Consider the following 21,530-nt stretch of genomic DNA (forward strand, 5'->3'; position numbering starts at 1 on the left):
CTCTATGAAGTTAGCGATGAAGTTGCGCACTCGATTATTCCTGAGCATCTCAGCGCTGATTACCGTTGCCCTGCTGGGTTTGATCCTGGGCCTGGTGAGTGTCATGCAAATGGCCAAGACCCAGGAGTCCCTGATTCGCAGCAACTTCGTCACCCTGGACCTGGGCCTCAAGCTACGCCAGAGCCTGGGCGATCAATTGATCATGATGCTGGAAGACCGGCCGGACCCCGAGGCGCTGCAATCCTCGGAACGGCGCTACTTCGACCTGCTGGATCAAGGCATTGCCCATGAACAGCGCGACGGTCGCGGGACGGGATTCAGTCAGGCCCGAGGCCAATATCAGGCGCTGCTGGAGGCCTTTGATGAATCCCAGCAACCGACGCCGCCGCCCGGCGCCAAGGACAAACTCACCGACACCTTCAACGCGCTGCGCAATGGCCTGATCGACGAACACAAGCAGGCTTTGGAAAACATCAGCAACAGCGAGCACAAGTCCCGCGAACGCGCGTTATTGGTCGCCGGATTACTGGGGTTGGTGGGACTTGCCGTGCTGATCATCGGGTTTGTGACAGCCCATGGCATCGCCCGGCGTTTTGGCGGACCGATCGAAGCGCTGGCCAAAGCGGCAGACAAGATCGGACAAGGGGATTTCGAGGTGACGCTGCCAATCTCCTCGGCAGCAGAAATGAACCAGCTGACCCGCCGCTTCGGCATCATGGCCGAAGCTCTGCGCCAGCATCAGGCGACCAATGTGGATGAACTGCTGGCCGGCCAACAGCGCTTGCAGGCTGTGCTCGACAGCATCGACGATGGCTTGCTGATGATTGACCGCCAAGGCCGCCTGGAGCATCTCAACCCCGTGGCCCAGCGCCAACTGGGCTGGGACGAGGAGCGCCTCGGCCAAGGCCTGGGCGAAGCCTTGTCGCGTCCGGAGCTGGATGAGCAACTGCACCTGGTGCTGCGCGGCGGCAACCTGGAGCGGGCGCCGGACGATCTGGAAGTGGAGGTCGAGGGCGAACTGCGCCTGCTGACCTACAGCCTGACCCCGGTCAGCCATACCCAGGGACATATTCTCGGCGCAGTGATGGTGCTGCATGACGTGACTGAACAACGCGCCTTCGAGCGGGTGCGCAGCGAGTTCGTACTGCGCGCTTCCCATGAACTGCGTACGCCGGTGACCGGCATGCATATGGCCTTCGGACTCTTCCGCGAACGTGCGAAGTTCCCGGCGGAGTCCCGTGAAGCGGACTTGCTGGATACCGTCAATGAAGAGATGCAGCGCCTGATGCAGTTGATCAACGACCTGCTCAACTTCTCACGCTACCAGAACGGCCTGCAAAAACTCACGCTGGGGCCGTGCGACGTCACCGATCTGCTCGAACACGCTCGCGCACGCTTCGCCGAGCCCGCCAACGCGCAAGATATCGAACTGCTGGTGGAAGCCCAATCCGACCTGCCTCGGCTGTATGCAGACCAGGTCCAACTGGAGCGGGTGCTCGACAATCTACTGGGCAACGCGCTGCGCCACACTCCCGCGGGCGGGCAGATACGCCTGCAGGCACGGCGCCATGGCGAGCGGGTGATCGTCAGCGTCGAGGATAACGGCGAGGGCATCGCCTACGGGCAGCAGGGGCGGATCTTCGAACCCTTTGTCCAGGTGGGCCGCAAGAAAGGCGGCGCCGGCCTGGGGCTGGCGCTGTGCAAGGAAATCGTGCAATTGCACGGTGGCCGCATGGGCGTGTACTCGCGACCGGGGCAGGGCACTCAGTTCTATATGGCGCTGCCGCTCTAGCTTCGGTTCAACGTACGCAGAATGGCTGCACTTTCTGCATCCGGCGTGCCATCGAACAGCGACGGCCGGAAATGCATCTGGAACGCCGCGATCACATGGCGCGTGGCGACATCCAACTCGCCGGTCTGGGGCGTCTGGTAGCCCAGGCGGGCCAGCTCTTCCTGGAACCAGGTGATGCTTGGCAGCTCGGCGGCGTATTGCACCTGAAAGCGCGCAACGGCCTGCGCATCCGGCCAAACGCCCAACCCTTCGGCGGCCAGCCGCTTCCAGGGGAACAGCGGGCCTGGGTCGAGCTTGCGCAACGGCGCGATATCGCTGTGACCAATAATATTCTTGGGGTCGATACCGTTGCGCTTGCTGATGTCCTTGAGCAACACCACCAGGGACTTCACCTGCGCCTCTGAGTAGGGGTACCACAAGCGGCCCGTAGGTGTGTCCTTGTAGCCTGGGTTCACGATCTCGATGCCAATGGAGCTGGAGTTGAGCCAGGTGCGGCCCATCCACTCGCTTTCCCCCGCGTGCCAGGCGCGCTGGCTCTCGTCCACCAGCTTGTAGATCGTGGCCGAGGCGTCGTCGCCGATCAGGTAATGGCTGCTGACCTGACCATGGGTGAGCAATGCCAGGGAACGTTCAAGGTTGGTCGAGGTGTAATGCACGACTACGAACTGCACGCGGTTGTCGTGGTTCACCGAGGGGTGGTTGGTGTTTAGGCGAGGGCCGCTGGCACAGCCTGCGAGCACAAGGAACACAAAAGCGAAGTACAAGGATTTCATGGCGGTAGACGTTACGCAGAAGACGATAATGCAACAGTGTAACGTACCGATCGCAAGCCAGCGGTCAAATCACAAAATGGAACATTTTTCAGGCAGCCTGTACCTGGTTGCGCCCCGCGGCCTTGGCCCGATACAACGCTTCATCGGCACGCTTGAGCGCAAGATCACTGCGCTCTCCCGGCTGGAACTGCGCCACGCCCATGGACACGGTGATCGTCACCGGCTCGCCCTTGAAGTGAAACGGGCACGCTTCAATCGCCGCACGCAACACCTCGCCCACGGCCAGGGCATCCACCAGGGATGAGTCGGGCATCAGCAAGACAAACTCTTCACCACCAAAGCGCGCGATAAAGTCGGTCGGGCGCAGGCGCTTGCGCAGCACGTTGGCGATGATCTTCAGCACCTTGTCGCCGGCGAGGTGGCCGTAGCCATCGTTGATACGCTTGAAGTGATCCAGGTCCAGCATCGCCAACGACAGGTTGTTGCCGTGCTGGTGCCAGGTGTTTACCTCATAATCGAGGCGCTCGCTCCAGGCGGCACGATTGGGCAGGCCCGTGAGCGGATCGATCAACGCCTTCTGGCGCTGCACCTCCAGGTGCTCGCGATAGCCCTGGGCTTCCTGCTCCATGTTGGCAACCCGCTCAGCCAGACCTTTGAGGCGTGCCGCCGTCTCCTGCTCGCGCAGGTCGCGCTGCTGCTGATGCTCATCCATGGTACCGAGCAGGCCCTCAAGGTGGCTTTCCAACACGTGCTTGAGGCTGTCCAGGTCGGCAGCTTCCTGCACGCTGCTTTGCAGGCCATCGACCTGTTCGCGGATCTGTGTGTCCAGCTCACGGGCGGCGGAGCGGCTGTCGGCATGCCCCTCGCTGGCGACTTGCAAGTGACCCTGAAACGCCTCGAGCCGTTCGTTGAGCTGCTTGAGGTAAGCCTCGAACTCATGCTGGCCGCTGTCGGTGATCGCCAGCATCAAGACTGCCAGATCGTCGAGGATCGGCAGCAGTTCGTACCAGTTCAAACCATGGGCCAGGCGCTCGCGCATGGCTTCGGCCTGGGGTCGGTGACGTTCGGGCAACGAGAGTTCTTCGAGCAGGCCGAGCAGAGTGTCTTCGATGTGCTTGGCCACGGAGCTGTAGGACGGTTCTGGCGAGTCGGGCAGGGCATAGGCTCCATCCGCTTGCAATTCGTCAGGATCAAGCTCTTCTAGCACCGGTGGAAGCGACAAGCTGCCAATGGTGGTCTCATCCGGGGTCTCGACCTGAACTTCAGGCGTTTCGATTAAGGCTGCGAGGGCGCTTTCCGGTGCGGGTTCTTCGTCTTGAGGCTTGGGCTCGACACGCGCTCCGGGTGTTTCAATAGCGTCGGCTCGAGGCGGGGTTTCATAGACGAAGGTTTCGCTGGAGGGCTCGGCCTCCTGGGCGGGGGCTACGGGCTCGATGACCGGAGCGGCGGTTTCTTGAGGCTGCGGCGCAAAGGCACGCAACGCTTGCGTCAGCTCCTCGGATTGCTCGGACGGCTGTGGCTCGACAGCGACTGGCTTGGTCGCCGCAGGCTGCGGGGCCGGTCGGGGGGTCGATTCGTCCGCCACCGCTTCGTTCGCAACGTCCTTGGCGCCGAACAGGCGCTGCAAAAGCCCAGGGCCTGGTCGCGCGGTTTCGCCGTCCGGCTCCAGGTTGTTCAGTGCCTGGCCCTGCAGGCCGCTCAACTCGCTGAGCAACAGCGGGATCTCTCGCGCCTGGCCGACGCGGCCGTCCAACTGCTTGGCGAACGTCTTCAGCGGCCGGGCCACCTCACGGGGCAATGGAAGTTTCTGTAGTTGCGTGACCAGGGAAGTCAGCGCGGTGCTGATCTGGTCGACCCGGGTTTCGCGGCGCTGCTCCGAATCCAGCACGGCTTTTTCCAGGCGCGGCAGCAAGGCGGCGAGGGCGGCGTCCATATCATCGGTACGGACGACGTCGCGCATTTCCTTCATGCATTGGTCGACGGCGCGGTCAGTGCCCTCAGCCGCCAGCGTGCTGCGCACCAGTCCACGGCGCAGCAGGTCGAGGCGGGCAGCCCAGCGGCGTTCGAGTTTTTCCTGTTGCTCGATGCTCTTGAGGTATTTCTCTTTCCAGCGCTGGGCGTCGTCGCTCATGCAAGGGGTCCGCGGGGGCCAGGGCTCAACGCGGGTAATGCATCAGCCGTGAGCGAACCCGGCAGACGAATCTCTACCGCGACCGGCAGGTGATCGGAGATGGGCTGCGCCAGCACCTGCACACTCTCGAGTGTGAGGGTAGGACTGAGCAGGATATGGTCAAGGCAGCGTTGCGGGCGCCAACTGGGAAACGTGGCTTCGGCTTGCGGCGCCAGTAGGCCGAGGTCGCGCAACGGAGAATTCTGCAACAGGTCGCTGGCGTGGGTATTCATGTCCCCCATCAGCACCTGGTGTTTGTAATTGCCAATAAGCTCGCGGATGTAAGCCAGTTGCATCGTGCGAGTGCGGGCGCCCAGTGCCAGGTGCATCATCACGACCACCAAGGCCTCCGGGCCTTCGCCAAAGCGCACGAGGATCGCACCCCGCCCCTTGGGTCCGGGTAACGGGTGATCTTCGATGACTGAGGGCTTCAAGCGACTGAGCACACCATTGCTGTGCTGCGCCAGGCGCCCGAGGTTACGGTTGAGCTGCTGATACCAATAGGGGAAGGCACCCAGCTGGGCCAAGTGTTCCACCTGGTTTATATAGCCGGAGCGCATGCTGCCGCCATCAGCTTCCTGCAGGGCGACAAGGTCGAAGTCGTTCAGCAGGTTGCCGATCTTTTGCAGGTTGCCAGCACGTCCGTTATGGGGCAGCAGGTGCTGCCAGCCACGGGTGAGGTAGTGCCGGTACTTCTCGGTACTGATGCCTACCTGGATATTGAAGCTGAGCAGGCGCATGCGGCTGTCTGCCGGCAGGCCCGTGGACTCCAGGTGATGTTCATTGACCTGCGGATCATGCAGGCCAACCACACGTTCGGTACCCCAGCGGCGCATGACGGGCCCCTTACTTGGCTGCGCGCTCTTTGGCGATCAGTTGGTCGGCAACATTGAGGGTCTGCTCAGGACCACCGGAAGTGCCCAGGTCGAAACGGTATTTGCCGTTGACGATCATGGTCGGTACGCCTTGCACGCCATACTTCTGCGCCAGCTCCTTGGCCTGCTTGATCTGGCCCTGGATAGCGAAGGAGTTGAAGGTGGCCAGGAACTTGTCCTTGTCGACACCTTGGGTGGCCACGAAGTCAGCCATTTCGTCCGGCTTGGTCAGGCGCTTGCCTTGCTTCTGGATCGCGTCGAATACCGCGTTGTGGACTTTGTGCTCGACACCCATGGCTTCCAGGGTCAGGAACAGTTGGCCGTGGGCATCCCATGGGCCGCCGAACATGGCTGGAATGCGCTTGAAGTTCACGTCCTTGGGCAGTTTTTCAACCCATGGGTTGATGGTCGGTTCAAAAGCGTAGCAATGCGGGCAGCCGTACCAGAACAACTCCACCACTTCGATCTTGCCGGGTTCGGAAACCGGAACCGGATTGGCCAATTCAACGTAGGTCTTACCGGCTTCAAGCGGCACGTCGGCGGCTTGTGCGGTCATGCCGAAGAGGCTGGCAGTGACGAGAGCGGCGCTGAGGATCAGATTACGCATGCTTTACTCCTGGACAAATAAAGTCGCCTCACGCGACCTTTGTTGTGACAGGTCCGCGCGGGCATGAGTTCGTTAGTGTAACGGCACCGGCCACAAAAAAGGGCGGCCTGGGCCACCCTTTTTATGCTTGCATCGCGGGATTAATCGAGTGTTAACGTTGCGTGCACCTCAGTGCAGGCCCTGGATGTAGCTGGAGACCGCCGCAATGTCCTCGTCACTCAGCTTGCGGGCGATGGTGCGCATGATCGCCGCGTCGCCATCGTTGGTGCGCCCGGCCTCTTCCTTACGGAAATCGGTCAGCTGTTTGGCAATGTAGGTGGCGTGCTGGCCACTCAAGTGCGGGAAGCCGGCGGCGGCAATGCCCGCGCCATTGGGCGAATGGCAACCGGTGCAGGCCGGCAGGCCTTTATCCAGGTCGCCACCGCGGAACAGTTTCTCGCCGCGGGCCACCAGTTTCGGATCAGCAGCTCCCACACTGCCTTTCTGGCTGGCAAAATACGCCGCGATGTCTGCCAGGTCCTGATCGCTGAGGTTGGTCAACAAGCCGGTCATTTCCAGGACCGTGCGCTTGCCGGACTTGATATCCTGCATCTGCTTGGTCAGGTAACGCTCGCCCTGGCCGGCCAGTTTGGGGAAGTTCGGTGCCGGGCTGTTACCATCCGGTCCATGGCAAGCACCACATACGGCGGCTTTCGCCTGGCCCGCTGTAGCGTCGCCTGCAGCATGGGCAACACCGGTGATGCCCAAGGTCAACAGCAGACTCACGATCAGTTTGTTCATCAGCTAATCCAACTACGGCTAAGGGGTTTAAGAGTTATCTACCGGGTTTACTCACCATCAATTCAATGATGGCCTGGTAATCCTCAGTACTGCAGTCCATGCACAAACCACGCGGCGGCATTGCCTTGAAACCCTGGGTCACGTGTAGCACCAGCGTGTCCATGCCCTGCGCCAGTCTTGGCGCCCAGGCTGCCTGGTCACCCCGTCTGGGGGCGCTGGGCAACTGGCCGGCATGGCAAGCCACGCAAACTCGGTTGTACACCGCTTCCGGATCCTGTGTAGCCTGAGCGCCGTAAAGCGGGACCAGGGCACCGATAGCGAGCAACCACTTGGTCATACGTCGACCATTTCAGGGTTTGAGAGCGTTCTGCGTTCTAATGCGCAATAAAGGTCTATCGCTCCCGTGAACTTCATCCTTCGCTGGGACAAAGCACACACAAAATCTGCGGCATTATATACTGGCGCTACTGAAACGGAAACGACACCGCTTGCCGCACCCTTTCTCGGCACCGCCCACATCGGAAATCTCATGCAACTCAAGAATCCCATCCTCGGCCTGTGCCAACAGTCCACGTTCATGCTCAGCGCCGCCAAAGTTGACCAATGCCCCGATGACGAAGGCTTTGAAGTCGCCTTTGCCGGTCGTTCCAACGCCGGCAAGTCCAGCGCGCTGAACACCCTGACTCACGCGAGCCTGGCGCGCACCTCGAAAACCCCGGGCCGCACGCAACTCCTCAATTTCTTCAAGCTAGACGATGATCGGCGTCTGGTCGACCTGCCGGGTTACGGTTATGCAAAAGTACCTATCCCGCTGAAGTTGCACTGGCAGCGTCACCTGGAGGCTTACCTGGGTGGCCGGGAGAGTTTGAAAGGCTTGATTCTGATGATGGACATCCGCCATCCGATGACCGATTTCGACCTGTTGATGCTCGATTGGGCGGTCGCCAGCGGCATGCCGATGCATATCCTGCTGACCAAGGCAGACAAGCTGACCTACGGCGCGGCCAAGAACACCTTGCTCAAAGTGCAGTCCGAAATCCGTAAGGGCTGGGGCGACGCGATCACGATCCAGCTGTTCTCTGCACCAAAGCGCATGGGCCTGGAAGAGGCTTACACCGTGCTGGCCGGTTGGATGGAATTGGCGGACAAAGGCGCGGAACTCGCGGAATAACTTTTCTGCGGGCAAAAAAAACCCCGGACTTCGTATGGGGAGGGGAAGTTCGGGGTTCAAGTTCCGGACCGCTAGGGCGGGGTCCAGATATCTGCCAACACTTAACACAACATAGGAGCATTGAAGGGCTTCACCACCCATTCAGTAACTCTGAGTAGCAGTTCACGGGTTAAGTTCCGGCAAGTCAGAAAAACTATTTGAAATAACCAACGGCGATTTCCGCACTAAAGCACTCTGCCACCACACAACGCGGTGGCAGCGCCCGCGCGTCAGTGCGCTTCATCCCAGTTATTGCCGACGCCCACTTCCACGAGCAGCGGCACGTCCAGCTTCGCGGCCGCACTCATATGCTCGCGAATCTTTTCGCTGACCTGCGCCACCTGATCCTCACGCACTTCCAGTACCAATTCATCGTGCACCTGCAGGATCACCTTGGCATCCAGGCCCGAATCGGTCAGCCAGTTGTCCACCAACACCATGGCTTTCTTGATGATGTCGGCCGCCGTGCCCTGCATCGGCGCGTTGATCGCGGTGCGTTCAGCGGCCGCGCGCTCCTGGGGCTTGTTGGAGTTGATGTCGGGCAAGTACAGGCGACGGCCGAAGAAGGTTTCCACGTAGCCTTGATCTGCCGCCTGGGCGCGGGTGCGCTCCATGTACTCGCGAACCCCGGGATAACGGGCGAAATACACATCGATGTAGGCCTTGGCCGTCTTGGTATCGACGCCGATGTCCTTGCCCAGCTTCTGCGCGCCCATGCCGTAGATCAGACCAAAGTTGATCGCCTTGGCACTGCGGCGCTGGTCGGAGGTGACCTCGCCCAGCTCAACCTTGAACACCTCGGCCGCCGTGGCGGTGTGCACATCCAGGTTGTGACGGAAGGCGTTCATCAAGCCCTCGTCCTTGGACAGGTGCGCCATGATCCGCAGCTCGATCTGCGAATAGTCCGCCGCCAGCAGCTTGTAGCCCTTGGGTGCAACAAACGCCTGGCGAATCCGCCGTCCTTCGGCGGTACGCACCGGGATGTTCTGCAGGTTCGGATCACTGGAAGACAAGCGCCCGGTCGCCGCCACCGCCTGGTGATAGGAGGTGTGGATACGTCCGGTACGCGGGTTGATCTGTTCCGGCAGGCGATCGGTGTAGGTGCTTTTCAGCTTGCTCATGCTGCGGTACTGCATCAGCACCTTGGGCAGCGGATAGTCATCCTCAGCCAGCTTGGCCAGCACTTCTTCGGCCGTCGACGCCTGGCCCTTGCCGGTTTTCTTCAGCACCGGCAGGCCGAGTTTTTCATAAAGAATCGCGCCGAGCTGCTTGGGCGAGCCCAGGTTGAATGCCTCGCCGGCGATCTCGAAGGCCTGGCGCTCCAGTTCGATCATCTTGTTGCCCAGCTCGATGCTCTGGACACCCAGCAGGTCCTTGTCCACCAGTGCACCCTGGCGCTCGATACGGGCCAGCACGGGCACCAATGGAATCTCGATATCCGTGAGCACGCTCGCCAGGCTCGGGATGGCGGACAATTGTGCAAACAGCGCCTGGTGCAGACGCAGGGTCACATCGGCATCTTCCGCCGCATAAGGGCCGGCCTGCTCCAGGGCGATCTGATCGAAGGTCAGCTGCTTGGCGCCCTTGCCGGCGATGTCCTGGAAAGCAACAGTGTCGTAGTCCAGGTACTTCTTGGCCAGGCTGTCCATGTCGTGACGGGTTGCCGTGGAGTTCAGCACATAGGACTCAAGCATGGTGTCGAACGCAATGCCACGCACGGTAATGCCCTGCGCCGGGTCGCCGCCGATAGCGCAGTTGGCCAGGATGTTCATATCGAACTTGGCGTGCTGGCCGACTTTGAGCTTGGTCGGGTCTTCCAGCAGCGGTTTCAGGGCCAGCAGCACGGTGTCGCGGTCCAACTGCTCCGGCGCGCCGATGTAGGAATGGGTCAACGGGATGTAGGCCGCTTCATGGGGCTGCACGGCGAAGGAGACGCCGACCAGCTGCGCCTGCTGGGCATCGATACCGGTGGTTTCGGTGTCGAAGGCAAACAACTTCGCGTCGTTGAGCTTCTTCAGCCAAAGGTCGAACGTCGCCTGATCGAGGATGGTGGTGTAGGTGGCCTCTGCCGGCGCTACTGCCTCGACGGCTTGCTCGGCAACCGGCGCAGCCTTGAGTTCCACGCGTTTGGCATCGCGCTGGACCTCATCAATCCAGCTCTTGAACTCCAGCAGCGTGTACAACTCCAGCAGCTTCTCGCGATCCGGCTCGATCAGGTGCAAATCATCCAGACCGATATCCAACGGTACATCGCACTTGATCGTCGCCAACTGGTAGGAAAGAAAAGCACTCTCCCGATGTTCTTCCAGCTTGGCCGGCAACGTCTTGGCACCTCGGATAGGCAAGGTCGGCACAATATCCAACTGCTCATAAAGCTCTTTGATGCCGCCGTTCACGCCGACCAGCAAGCCGGAAGCGGTCTTCGGACCGATACCCGGAACACCCGGAATGTTGTCGGACGAATCGCCCATCAGCGCCAGATAGTCGATGATCTGCTCGGGAGCGACACCGAATTTCTCCTTCACGCCCTCGATGTCCATCGCGCTACCGGTCATGGTGTTGACCAAGGTAATGTGCCCGTCGACCAGTTGCGCCATGTCCTTGTCACCGGTGGAGATCACCACGGGGCGGGCAGCCGCCGCACTGCTGCGCGCCAGGGTGCCGATCACATCGTCGGCCTCGACGCCTTCGACGCACAGCAACGGGAAGCCCAGCGCGATCACGCTCTGGTGCAACGGCTCGATTTGCACGCGCATGTCATCGGGCATGCTCGGGCGGTTGGCCTTGTATTCGGCGTACATGTCATCGCGAAAGGTCCCACCCTTGGCGTCGAACACCACCGCGAACGGGCTGTCCGGGTACTGCTTGCGCAGGCTCTTGAGCATGTTCAACACGCCCTTGACCGCGCCGGTGGGCAGGCCTTTGGAAGTGGTCAGCGGTGGCAATGCGTGGAAGGCACGGTACAGATACGAAGAACCGTCCACCAGGACGAGGGGTGCTTGGCTCATGAGCAGAATCAACCTTTTCGGCGGGTCAGGCGCTAGAATAGCCGGACCAATGACGACAAAGGGACAAGGTTATCATGCGTACATTCAATCGCCTGCTGTTGACTGGCTTGATTGCACTCGCTCCGATGGCTGCCGTGGCGGCAGACGATGCGCCTGGGGGCGATCCGGAAGTGACCATTCGCACGGAAGGCGACAAGACCATTCAGGAGTACCGCCAGAACGGTTTCCTTTACGCAATCAAGGTCATCCCGAAGGGCGCACCTCCTTATTTCCTGGTGCGCGCGGACGGAACCGATGCGAACTTCATCCGTTCTGACCAGCCGGATATGCTGATCCCGTCATGGAAGATCTTCGAATGGAAATGATTTCTTAACTTCAATTGGCGCCGCGCACCGCGGCGCCCGTACTGGCAGTTTTAACCATGTCTGTGTTCACCCCCCTGGCTCGGCCCGAGCTGGAAACCTTTCTCGCCCCTTACGGCCTCGGCCGCCTGATCGACTTCCAGGGGATTGCCGCCGGTAGCGAAAACACCAATTTCTTTATCAGCCTGGAGCAGGGTGAGTTTGTCCTGACCCTGGTCGAGCGTGGCCCGGTTGCGCAAATGCCGTTCTTCATCGAACTGCTCGACGTACTCCACGACGCCGACCTGCCGGTGCCCTACGCCCTGCGCACCACCGACGGCGTGGCCTTGCGCGAACTCAAAGGCAAACCGGCACTGCTGCAACCGCGCCTGGCCGGCAAGCACATCAAGGACGCCAACGCCCAGCACTGCGCCCAGGTCGGTGACCTGCTGGGCCATCTGCACCTGGCGACGCAGGGCGAGAGAGTCCTCGAGCGCAAGACCGATCGCGGCCTGGACTGGATGCTCAGTGAAGGCGCGCAACTGATTTCGCACCTGAACGCCGCACAGCAACGCCTGTTGCAGGATGCTCTGACCGAGATCGCAGCGCACAAGGCCGAGATCCTCGCCCTGCCACGCGCCAACGTGCACGCCGACCTGTTCCGCGACAACGCGATGTTCGAAGGCACGCACCTCACCGGCCTGATCGACTTCTACAACGCTTGCTCCGGCCCGATGCTGTACGACGTGGCGATCGCCCTGAATGACTGGTGCTCGGACGCCGATGGCGTGCTTGATGGGCAACGCGCCAGGGCCTTGCTGGGAGCGTATGCAGGGCTGCGGCCGTTTACCGCGAAGGAAGCCGAGCTGTGGCCGACGATGTTGCGCGTGGCCTGTGTGCGATTCTGGCTGTCACGCCTGATCGCGGCTGAATCCTTTGCGGGACAGGATGTGCTGATCCACGACCCGGCGGAGTTCGAGCATCGACTGATGCAGCGTCAGCGGGTCACCGTGCAACTGCCATTTGCCCTCTAAAAGCCTGTGAGATCAAAAAGTGTGGGAGGAGGCTTGCCCCCTCCCACATTTGGTCGTCGTTTGCTGTCAGAGCGATTCCAGGCAACCCGCCAAGTCGTTGCCCAACTTATCCAGCACTTGCTCGTAGCCTTGAGCGGTAGCCGGGGTATAACCCCCCAGCGCATCCAACTCTGCCAACTTCACCGGCAACCCGGCCACCAGCGTTTCAGCCAGGCGCGGACGCAACGGCGGTTCACTGAACACGCACGTCTTGCCCACTTCCTGCAAACGGGTACGCATCGCCGCGACATGCTGGGCGCCAGGCTGGACTTCAGCGGCCACGCTGAACACGCCGGCATGCTTGAGCCCATAAGCGTCTTCGAAGTAATCGAAGGCTTCATGGAACACGAAGTAGGGCTTGCCATCGATCGGCGCAAGACGGGCTTTCAGGCGAGCATCCAGGGCATCCAGGCGCTCGTCGAAGGCCTTCACGTTGCTCTGGTAACGCGAGGCATTAGCCGGATCGGCAGCAGCCAGGTCAGTGGCCATGCGTGCAGCAATAACCCGTGCGTTGATCGTGGACAGCCACAAGTGCGCGTCCAGGCTGCCTGGGCGGTGATCGTGGTCATGTTCGTCGGCTTCATCGGCGTGGGAGTGGCTATCTTCGGCAAAACGGCGCAGCTTCATGCCCGGCAGGTCCTGCACTGCTACCGTTGTTGCCGTACGACCTTTCAACACGCGCGGCAGGAAACTCTCCATGTCCGGGCCGATCCAGTACAGCAGGTCCACCGACTGCACACGCCGTACGTCGGATGGTCGCAACGCATAGTTATGCGGCGACGCGCCCGGTGGCAACAACACCTCCGGAACCGCCACGCCGTCCTGCACCGCCGCAGCAATCAACTGCAACGGCTTGATGCTGGTCAACACCTTGACCTCGGCCTGAGCGGCGCCAGCCATGAACAAACTGGTGACAAATACGACAAAAACGGGAAAAAGTCGGGACACGATGACCACTCAATGGCGTAGGAACGGGTAACATAATAACGTCTCTATCAAATATCTGTCGCCGCTCATGCCTAAAACACCGCTTGCCAGCCGTCCCCACGACCACTCTCACTGCGTGCATACCGCGCTGTCGGAAGCCGACACCCTGTGCACACAGAAGGGTCTGCGCCTGACCGCACTGCGCCGCCGCGTGCTGGAATTGGTGTGGCAGAGCCACAAGCCGCTGGGCGCCTACGACATTCTCGGCGTGCTCAGCGAGCAGGACGGCCGCCGCGCCGCGCCGCCCACCGTGTACCGCGCACTGGACTTCCTGCTGGAAAACGGCCTGGTGCACCGCATCGCCTCGCTTAACGCCTTCGTCGGCTGCAGCCACCCGGAACACGCGCACCAGGGCCAGTTCCTGATCTGCCGCGAGTGCCACGCCGCCATCGAGCTTGAACAAAAAAGCATCAGCGACGCCATCATCAAGAGTTCTGCCGAGGTCGGCTTCCGGGTCGAAGGGCAAACGGTCGAAGTGGTCGGCCTGTGCTCGGGCTGCCAGGGGGCTTGATGAGCAACGCGTTAATCCGCCTGGAGCAGGTCGGGGTCACGTTCGCCGGGCAAAACGTGCTGGATAACATCGCACTGAGCGTGGAGCCGGGGCAGATCGTTACCCTGATCGGCCCCAACGGCGCCGGCAAGACCACCCTGGTGCGTGCCGTGCTGGGCCTGCTCAAGCCCGACACCGGCAGTGTGTGGCGCAAGCCCAAGCTGCGCGTCGGCTACATGCCGCAGAAGCTGCATGTCGATCCAACCTTGCCGTTGTCAGTCCTGCGCTTCCTGCGCCTGGTACCCGGCGTAGACCGTGCCCGCGCCCAGGCGGCGCTCAGGGAAGTCGGCGCCGAACAGGTGATCGACAGCCCGGTGCAAAGCATTTCCGGCGGCGAAATGCAGCGCGTGCTGCTGGCCCGCGCCCTGTTGCGCGAGCCGGAACTGCTGGTGCTGGATGAGCCCGTGCAGGGCGTCGACGTCGCCGGCCAGGCGGAGCTGTACAGCTTGATTACCCGTCTGCGCGACCGCCATGGCTGCGGCGTATTGATGGTGTCCCACGATTTGCACCTGGTGATGAGCACCACCGACCAGGTGGTGTGCCTCAACCGCCACGTGTGCTGCTCGGGCCATCCGGAACAGGTCAGCGGCGACCCGGCGTTCGTCGAGCTGTTCGGCAAGAACGCCCAGAGCCTGGCGATCTACCACCACCATCACGACCACGCCCACGACCTGCATGGCGCCGTCGTCGATGACCCCGCCGCCCCTCATACCCACGTTCATGGAGATAGCTGCAAGCATGGCTGATTTTCTGCTCTACGCCCTGCTGGCAGGCTTGGCTTTGGCGTTGGTGGCGGGCCCGTTGGGCTCGTTCGTGGTCTGGCGGCGCATGGCCTATTTTGGCGACACCCTGTCGCACGCCGCGCTGCTGGGCGTGGCCCTGGGCTTTCTGTTGGATGTGAGCCCGACCATCGCCGTGACCGTTGGCTGCCTGTTATTAGCGGTACTGCTGGTGACCCTGCAACAGCGCCAGCCCCTGGCCTCCGACACCCTATTGGGCATCCTGGCACCCAGCACCCTGTCCCTGGGCCTGGTGGTGCTGAGCTTCATGCATGAAGTGCGCATCGACTTGATGGCCTACCTGTTCGGCGACCTGCTGGCGATCAGCCCCGGCGACCTTGCGTGGATCCTCGGCGGCAGCGCGGCCGTACTGGCGCTGCTGGTCGCGCTGTGGCGCCCGCTGCTGGCGATTACCGTGCACGAAGAGCTGGCCACGGTAGAGGGCTTGCCCGTGCCGGCCCTGCGCATGGCCCTGATGTTATTGATCGCCGTGGTGATCGCTGTCGCGATGAAGATTGTCGGCGTATTGTTGATCACGTCGCTGCTGATCATTCCCGCGGCCGCTGCCCAGCGCCACGCCCGCTCACCGGAGCAGATGGCGGTGGGCGCCAGCCTGCTGGGGATGCTCGCTGTGTGCGGGGGCCTGGCGTTGTCCTGGTTCAAGGACACGCCGGCCGGGCCGTCGATTGTGGTCACGGCCGCCGCCCTGTTTCTGCTGAGTTTTGTCCTGCCCCGTCGAGGGGTGTAGACTTGCTCGCTTTTTGCGCAAATAGAGAGTCGCAGGAATGAAGCCGTTCACCTCCCGTTATCTGCTCCTTGCCGCATTTTCCCTGCTGCTGGGCGCCTGTCAAAGCACACCGCCCGCCGTCCCAGAGGCCCCGGACGCACGCGCTGCGGCCATCGCACAGCTGGAACAAAACCTGGCCAGCAGCGAACTGGCCACCGCAGAAGACCAGCTAGCGGCGCTGCAAGCCCAGTCGCCCAACGACCCGGCGCTGGAAACCTACCAGCGGCAGTTGGCTGAAGCCTACTTGCAACGCAGCCAGATCGTGCTGCAAAAGGGCGACGTAAACGCTGCGGCGACCGCCCTGAGCCGTGCCCGCGCCCTGATGCCCAAGGCACCCGCGCTGACCGGTGGCGTCAACAGCGCCATCAGCCATGCGCGCAAGGCCGAACTGGACAAAGCCGAAGCCGACCTGAAAGCCGCCGAGGCCAAGCCCGCCGCCAAGGTCATCGACCCCACGGCGCCCAGCACCACCGTGGCGTTGAACCTCACCAACATCGAAGAACTGCGCCATCAGCTGGATGCAATTGCCACCGACGTGGTGAATTACCAATGCGATGTGAGCATCCAGGCGCCGCGCACAGAGGATTACCCGTGGCTGGCCACGTTGCTGACCAAACGGGTGAAGCGAATTGATTCGGGGTATGACCTGAAGATTCACCGGCAGATTCTGAAGAAGATTCCGGCGCAGGTTGTGCTTATTCCGCGCAAGGCGGAATAAAACCATCGGCGGCAAGCCCCTCCCGCACTTTGAATGTATTCACAGCTCAAAATGTGGGAGGGGGCTTGCCCCCGATGACGATCTAACAAACAACCAAAGACTTAAGCCGGAATCGCCTTGGCCTTAGGCTCACGATCCCAGACCCGGTGCTGGGCAATCGCGGCAAAGAATGCCTTGAACGCCTTGGCATCCGACCCGACGATCAGTCCCGCATCCGCCTCAAGCTTCAACAGATCCAGCAATGACTTAGCGTCGTTGGCGACGGTAATCGCCTTCAAGTGCTTGTACGCTTCCAACAGGAAGTGCAACGCCACGCCATCACCACTCAAGGTTTTAACAGAGTCTTTCCCGCCAGGGACAAATACCGCATCGAACGCAATCGATGGCATACCTTCCATCGAGGCATCCACCTTCAGGCTTTTACCATCAGCCGTTTTTACCGGTGCCGAGGTTGGCCCCAGCAGCTTGGCATGTGCGCCCTCGGCTTCCAGTGCCTTCTTCAACGCATCAATTGCAGCACCATCAACGCCGTTCGCGGCAAGAATCGCCACTTTTCGCGTTTTGATATCACCCGGCAGCAGGTTTGCCTGGCTCAATGCCGGCGAACGTTCCGGCTGGGTTTTACGGACAGGCACCGTGCCTTGGGTCGGCGCGGGCAGCCCCAGGTTCTGCGCCACGCGCTTGGCCAGTTCCAGGTCGATGTTGGCCAGGATCTCGTTGACCTGACGCGCGCGGATAAACTCGCGCTCGACCTTGCCCAGCTCAAAGCTGTAAGCCGCAATGATGTGCTCCTGTTCGTGCTTGCTCATGCTGTGGAAGAACAGACGCGCCTGGGAGAAGTGATCGCCGAACGACTCGCTGCGCTCACGGATCTTGTGCGCGTCGATGCGCTCAGGGTAGGACTCAAAACCACCATCCTGCGCAGCCGGTGGCGTTTCCTTCGGCCAGCCGCCATCGATGGAGTTCGGCTCATAAGAGGCTCGCCCTTTATCGATGGTGCTGCGGTGCATGGCATCGCGCTGGTTGTTATGCAGCGGCGTGACCGGCTGGTTGATCGGCAACTGATGAAAGTTCGGCCCGCCGAGTCGACTGATCTGCGTGTCGGTGTAGGAAAACAGCCGACCTTGCAGCAGTGGATCGTTGGAGAAGTCGATACCCGGCACGATATGGCCTGGGCAGAACGCGACCTGCTCGACTTCAGCGAAGAAGTTGTCCGGGTTGCGGTTGAGCACCATCTTGCCCAGCGGCGTGATCGGCACCAGCTCCTCAGGGATCAGCTTGGTCGGGTCGAGGATATCGAAGTCGAACGCATGCTCCTTTTCCTCGGGAATCACCTGCACGCCCAATTCCCACTCAGGGTAGTCGCCCATCTCAATGGCTTCCCAAAGGTCGCGGCGGTGGTAGTCGGTATCTTTACCGGCCAGCTTTTGCGCTTCGTCCCACACCAGCGAGCAAGTACCCGCCGTAGGACGCCAGTGGAATTTTACGAAGTTGGATTTCCCCTCGGCGTTCACCAGGCGGAAGGTGTGCACGCCAAAACCCTGCATGCTGCGCAGGCTCTTTGGAATGGCACGGTCAGACATCGCCCAGATCACCATGTGCGCCGATTCAGGCTGCAACGAGACGAAGTCCCAGAAGGTATCGTGCGCCGACCCGCCTGTAGGAATTTCATTGTGCGGCTCGGGCTTCACGGCGTGCACGAAGTCAGGAAACTTGATCGCGTCCTGAATGAAAAACACCGGCATGTTGTTGCCCACCAGGTCGAAGTTGCCTTCTTCGGTGAAAAACTTCACGGCAAAACCGCGTACATCACGCACCGTGTCACCCGAACCACGCGGGCCCTGCACAGTGGAAAAGCGGGTGAAGACCGGCGTTTTATGTCCAGGGTCACGCAGGAAACCAGCCTTGGTCAGCGCCGAATGGTTCTCGTAGGTCTGGAAATAGCCATGGGCACCGGTGCCACGGGCATGCACGATGCGCTCCGGGATACGCTCATGGTCAAAGTGCGTGATTTTTTCACGCATGATGAAATCTTCCAGCAGCGATGGGCCACGGGAGCCCACTTTCAGGGTGTTCTGGTTGTCGGAAATCTTGACGCCCTGATTGGTACGCAGGGCCTGACCGGTCGCATCGGAGCGGAAGGCCTCCAGGGCCTGCAGCTTGGCGTTGGTGTTACCACGATCCAGGGTGTCGGTGCCCGCTAGCTCGCTCTTTGGCTTTTTGCTACTCATCAGTCAAAACTCCTTATTCAAAGTGGCCAGAGCGGTCCCCGGCTCGTTTGAGCAAAACCCCAGGCACGGCACCTGGGAAATCGAGTTGCTTAAGTAGTGACTGACGCGGTTTTGTACCGTTCCTTTTTTATGACCTTTGATCGCGTTATTGCCAAATCGCTGGTTGAATACGAAATAAATGCTAAGAAACGCTATACAGACAGGCTAAAATGCGCGCCCGGCTAACCGCTGATCCCTTTTCCATGCGCCCCACAAGGTTCGCTACGTGATCGAGTTTCAAAACGTCCATAAAACCTACCGCGTCGCCGGTAGGGATATTCCCGCGCTGCACGCCACCAGTCTGAGTGTCGAAAACGGCCAGGTGTTCGGCCTCATCGGCCACTCCGGCGCGGGCAAAAGCACCCTGCTGCGCCTGATCAACCGCCTCGAAGAACCGAGCGGCGGCACCATCAGGGTAGATGGCGAAGAAGTCACCGCCCTGGACGCCAACGGCCTGCGCCGTTTCCGCCAGCAGGTCGGGATGATCTTCCAGCACTTCAACCTGCTGGCGTCCAAGACCGTCGCCGACAACGTGGCACTGCCACTGACCCTGGCCGGCGAATTGTCGCGCAAGGACATCGACCTGCGCGTCGCAGAACTGCTCGCCCGCGTCGGCCTGTCGGACCACGCCAAAAAGTACCCGGCGCAGTTGTCCGGCGGCCAGAAACAACGCGTCGGCATCGCCCGCGCCCTGGCGACCAAGCCGAAGATCCTGCTGTGCGACGAAGCCACCAGCGCCCTCGACCCGCAGACCACCGCCTCGGTGCTGCAACTGTTGGCCGAGATCAACCGCGAGCTGAAGCTGACCATCGTGCTGATCACCCATGAAATGGACGTGATCCGCCGTGTCTGCGACCAGGTGGCCGTAATGGACGCCGGCGTGATCGTCGAGCAAGGCTCGGTGGCCGATGTATTCCTGCACCCCAAGCACCCAACCACCAAGCGTTTCGTGCAAGAGTCCGAGCAGGTCGACGAAAACGAGCAACGCGATGACTTCGCTCACGTACCCGGCCGCATCGTGCGCCTGACGTTCCAGGGCGAAGCGACCTACGCGCCACTGCTGGGCACCGTCGCCCGCGAAACGGGCGTGGACTACAGCATCCTCGCCGGTCGTATCGACCGCATCAAAGACATCCCTTACGGGCAATTGACCCTCGCCGTCACCGGTGGCGACATGGAAGCTGCGTTTGCGCGCTTCACCGCTGCTGACGTCCACATGGAGATCCTGCGCTAATGGACGTCCTGTTGAGTTTCTTCGCCAATATCGACTGGTCCGAAATCTGGCTCGCCACCGGCGACACCATGACCATGCTGTTCGGCTCACTGTTCTTCACCGTAGTGCTGGGCCTGCCCCTGGGCGTGCTGCTGTTCCTCACCAGCCCGCGCCAACTGTTCGAACAGAAGGGCCTGTACGCGCTGCTGTCGCTGATCGTGAACATCCTGCGTTCGCTGCCGTTCATCATCCTGCTGATCGTGATGATCCCGTTCACCGTATTGATCACCGGCACTTCGCTGGGTGTGGCTGGTGCGATTCCGCCATTGGTGGTGGGCGCGACGCCGTTCTTCGCACGCCTGGTGGAAACCGCGCTGCGTGAAGTGGACCGCGGCATTATCGAAGCCACGCAATCGATGGGCGCCAGCACGCGCCAGATCATCACCAACGCCTTGCTGCCCGAAGCGCGCCCAGGCATTTTCGCGGCGATTACGGTGACCGCGATTACACTGGTGTCCTACACGGCCATGGCCGGTGTGGTGGGTGCCGGCGGCCTGGGTGACCTGGCGATCCGTTTCGGTTACCAGCGTTTCCAGACTGACGTGATGGTGGTCACGGTGGTGATGCTGTTGATCCTGGTGCAAATTCTGCAAACCGTCGGCGACAAGCTGGTGGTGCACTTTTCTCGAAAATAACGGCCATTGCCGGGGATAAGCCGGCACATGCCCGAACAAGGAGCTTGTTGGATGAAGAAACTACTGGTTGCTTTCGCCGCCGTTGCCGCGTTTTCCGCCCACGCCGAGACCATCACGGTCGCGGCTTCGCCGGTCCCACACGCGGAAATCCTCGAATTCGTGAAACCTGCCCTCGCCAAAGAAGGCGTGGACCTGCAGGTCAAAGTCTTCACCGACTACGTGCAGCCGAACGTACAAGTCGCGGAAAAGCGCCTGGACGCCAACTTCTTCCAACACCAGCCGTACCTGGATGAATTCAACAAAGCCAAGGGCACCCACCTGGTGAGCGTCGGCGCGGTGCACCTAGAACCCCTGGGCGCCTACTCCAGCAAGTACAAGAAGCTGGACGAACTGCCAAGCGGCGCCAATGTGGTGATCCCCAACGACGCCACCAACGGCGGCCGGGCCCTGTTGCTGCTGGCCAAGAACGGCCTGATCACCCTGAAGGACCCGACCAACATCCTGTCGACCATCAAGGACATCACCGCCAACCCGAAAGGCTTGAAATTCCGCGAACTGGAAGCCGCCACCCTGCCGCGCGTACTGACCCAGGTCGACCTGGCGCTGATCAACACCAACTACGCGCTGGAAGCCAAGCTGGACCCGTCCAAGGATGCGCTGGTGATCGAAGGCAGCGACTCGCCTTATGTGAACATCCTGGTGACCCGCGAAGACAACAAGGACTCGGACGCCGTGAAGAAGCTGGTTGCAGCCCTGCACACGCCTGAAGTGAAGCAATTCATCGAAGAGAAGTACAAAGGCGCGATCAAGCCGGCGTTCTGATCTGATTCGATCTCCAACACGCTGAAGATCAAAAAATGTGGGAGGGGGCTTGCCCCCGATTGCTGAGTGTCAGTCACTGC

General features: G+C 61.2%; 20 protein-coding genes. 11 read left to right on the plus strand and 9 right to left on the minus strand.

The window, feature by feature from the left end:
* The first annotated feature begins 4 nt into the window (after positions 1 to 4).
* Positions 5 to 1,792 (plus strand): KinB sensor domain-containing domain, encoded by a 1,788-nt coding sequence (locus BMX59_RS04095; protein ID WP_093120125.1) that lies wholly within the window; start codon positions 5 to 7, stop codon positions 1,790 to 1,792.
* Here BMX59_RS04095 and BMX59_RS04100 read toward each other — a convergent pair.
* The 6 genes from BMX59_RS04100 to BMX59_RS04125 form a co-directional block, all read right to left on the minus strand.
* On the minus strand, positions 1,789 to 2,565 hold the full coding sequence (locus BMX59_RS04100; RefSeq protein ID WP_093120128.1) for an N-acetylmuramoyl-L-alanine amidase: 777 nt from the start codon (positions 2,563 to 2,565) through the stop codon (positions 1,789 to 1,791). The genes BMX59_RS04095 and BMX59_RS04100 overlap by 4 nt on opposite strands.
* A gap of 88 nt (positions 2,566 to 2,653) precedes the next feature.
* Positions 2,654 to 4,696: a GGDEF domain-containing protein gene (locus BMX59_RS04105; RefSeq protein ID WP_093120130.1), complete on the minus strand. Its 2,043-nt coding sequence runs from the start codon at positions 4,694 to 4,696 to the stop codon at positions 2,654 to 2,656.
* On the minus strand, positions 4,693 to 5,571 hold the full coding sequence (locus BMX59_RS04110; protein ID WP_093120133.1) for an endonuclease/exonuclease/phosphatase family protein: 879 nt from the start codon (positions 5,569 to 5,571) through the stop codon (positions 4,693 to 4,695). Before BMX59_RS04110 ends, BMX59_RS04105 begins: the two co-directional genes overlap by 4 nt.
* Before the next feature lie 10 nt (positions 5,572 to 5,581).
* Entirely contained in the window at positions 5,582 to 6,217 is a 636-nt protein-coding gene (gene dsbA / locus BMX59_RS04115) for a thiol:disulfide interchange protein DsbA (RefSeq protein ID WP_033899253.1), read from the minus strand.
* A gap of 168 nt (positions 6,218 to 6,385) precedes the next feature.
* The gene (locus tag BMX59_RS04120; protein ID WP_058424433.1) at positions 6,386 to 6,997 is read right to left on the minus strand and encodes a c-type cytochrome; all 612 of its coding nucleotides are present in this window, start codon (positions 6,995 to 6,997) and stop codon (positions 6,386 to 6,388) included.
* A 34-nt stretch (positions 6,998 to 7,031) separates the two neighbouring features.
* The gene (locus BMX59_RS04125) at positions 7,032 to 7,334 is read right to left on the minus strand and encodes a c-type cytochrome (protein ID WP_071490950.1); all 303 of its coding nucleotides are present in this window, start codon (positions 7,332 to 7,334) and stop codon (positions 7,032 to 7,034) included.
* Between the two features lie 192 nt (positions 7,335 to 7,526).
* On the opposite strand from BMX59_RS04125, the gene yihA reads away from it, so the two are divergent.
* On the plus strand, positions 7,527 to 8,168 hold the full coding sequence (gene yihA, locus BMX59_RS04130; protein ID WP_010207832.1) for a ribosome biogenesis GTP-binding protein YihA/YsxC: 642 nt from the start codon (positions 7,527 to 7,529) through the stop codon (positions 8,166 to 8,168).
* A gap of 269 nt (positions 8,169 to 8,437) precedes the next feature.
* On the opposite strand, the gene polA is transcribed toward yihA, so the two are convergent.
* Complete coding sequence (gene polA, locus BMX59_RS04135; protein WP_093120136.1) at positions 8,438 to 11,215, minus strand: DNA polymerase I; 2,778 nt, start codon at positions 11,213 to 11,215, stop codon at positions 8,438 to 8,440.
* A 74-nt stretch (positions 11,216 to 11,289) separates the two neighbouring features.
* On the opposite strand from polA, the gene BMX59_RS04140 reads away from it, so the two are divergent.
* Both BMX59_RS04140 and BMX59_RS04145 read left to right on the plus strand, forming a co-directional pair.
* Complete coding sequence (locus tag BMX59_RS04140; protein ID WP_071490948.1) at positions 11,290 to 11,580, plus strand: DUF2782 domain-containing protein; 291 nt, start codon at positions 11,290 to 11,292, stop codon at positions 11,578 to 11,580.
* Between the two features lie 56 nt (positions 11,581 to 11,636).
* Positions 11,637 to 12,590 (plus strand): homoserine kinase, encoded by a 954-nt coding sequence (locus BMX59_RS04145; RefSeq protein ID WP_092241420.1) that lies wholly within the window; start codon positions 11,637 to 11,639, stop codon positions 12,588 to 12,590.
* 66 nt (positions 12,591 to 12,656) lie between these two features.
* Here BMX59_RS04145 and BMX59_RS04150 read toward each other — a convergent pair whose 3' ends face one another.
* Positions 12,657 to 13,586 carry a zinc ABC transporter substrate-binding protein ZnuA gene (locus BMX59_RS04150; RefSeq protein ID WP_092241422.1) on the minus strand — a complete coding sequence of 310 codons (930 nt, stop codon included), beginning with the start codon at positions 13,584 to 13,586 and terminating at the stop codon, positions 12,657 to 12,659.
* Between the two features lie 58 nt (positions 13,587 to 13,644).
* On the opposite strand from BMX59_RS04150, the gene BMX59_RS04155 reads away from it, so the two are divergent.
* Genes BMX59_RS04155 through BMX59_RS04170 form a run of 4 tightly spaced genes read left to right on the plus strand, consistent with a single transcriptional unit; the run spans position 13,645 to position 16,450 of the window.
* Entirely contained in the window at positions 13,645 to 14,127 is a 483-nt protein-coding gene (locus BMX59_RS04155) for a Fur family transcriptional regulator (RefSeq protein WP_025854323.1), read from the plus strand.
* Complete coding sequence (gene znuC, locus BMX59_RS04160) at positions 14,127 to 14,912, plus strand: zinc ABC transporter ATP-binding protein ZnuC (RefSeq protein WP_092241423.1); 786 nt, start codon at positions 14,127 to 14,129, stop codon at positions 14,910 to 14,912. The genes BMX59_RS04155 and znuC overlap by 1 nt, the downstream gene beginning before the upstream one ends.
* Positions 14,905 to 15,693, plus strand: coding sequence for a zinc ABC transporter permease subunit ZnuB (znuB, locus tag BMX59_RS04165; protein WP_071490944.1), 789 nt, complete (start codon positions 14,905 to 14,907; stop codon positions 15,691 to 15,693). Before znuC ends, znuB begins: the two co-directional genes overlap by 8 nt.
* A 37-nt stretch (positions 15,694 to 15,730) precedes the next feature.
* Positions 15,731 to 16,450 (plus strand): PA5502 family lipoprotein, encoded by a 720-nt coding sequence (locus tag BMX59_RS04170; protein WP_071490943.1) that lies wholly within the window; start codon positions 15,731 to 15,733, stop codon positions 16,448 to 16,450.
* 101 nt (positions 16,451 to 16,551) lie between these two features.
* Here the strand turns inward: BMX59_RS04170 and katE are convergent, their stop codons facing one another.
* Positions 16,552 to 18,681 (minus strand): catalase HPII, encoded by a 2,130-nt coding sequence (gene katE / locus BMX59_RS04175; protein ID WP_093120141.1) that lies wholly within the window; start codon positions 18,679 to 18,681, stop codon positions 16,552 to 16,554.
* A 265-nt stretch (positions 18,682 to 18,946) separates the two neighbouring features.
* Between katE and BMX59_RS04180 the strand changes: the two genes are divergently transcribed.
* From BMX59_RS04180 to BMX59_RS04190, 3 genes are read left to right on the plus strand one after another with little or no spacing between them, the layout of a single operon-like run.
* The gene (locus BMX59_RS04180; RefSeq protein WP_092241434.1) at positions 18,947 to 19,954 is read left to right on the plus strand and encodes a methionine ABC transporter ATP-binding protein; all 1,008 of its coding nucleotides are present in this window, start codon (positions 18,947 to 18,949) and stop codon (positions 19,952 to 19,954) included.
* Positions 19,954 to 20,628, plus strand: coding sequence for a methionine ABC transporter permease (locus BMX59_RS04185; RefSeq protein ID WP_010207814.1), 675 nt, complete (start codon positions 19,954 to 19,956; stop codon positions 20,626 to 20,628). The genes BMX59_RS04180 and BMX59_RS04185 overlap by 1 nt, the downstream gene beginning before the upstream one ends.
* 51 nt (positions 20,629 to 20,679) lie before the next feature.
* Complete coding sequence (locus BMX59_RS04190; protein WP_092241435.1) at positions 20,680 to 21,450, plus strand: MetQ/NlpA family ABC transporter substrate-binding protein; 771 nt, start codon at positions 20,680 to 20,682, stop codon at positions 21,448 to 21,450.
* Positions 21,451 to 21,530 lie beyond the last annotated feature (80 nt).

It is taken from the genome of Pseudomonas sp. NFR09, from assembly GCF_900111535.1.
In the GTDB taxonomy this organism is placed as follows: Bacteria; Pseudomonadota; Gammaproteobacteria; order Pseudomonadales; family Pseudomonadaceae; genus Aquipseudomonas; species Aquipseudomonas extremorientalis.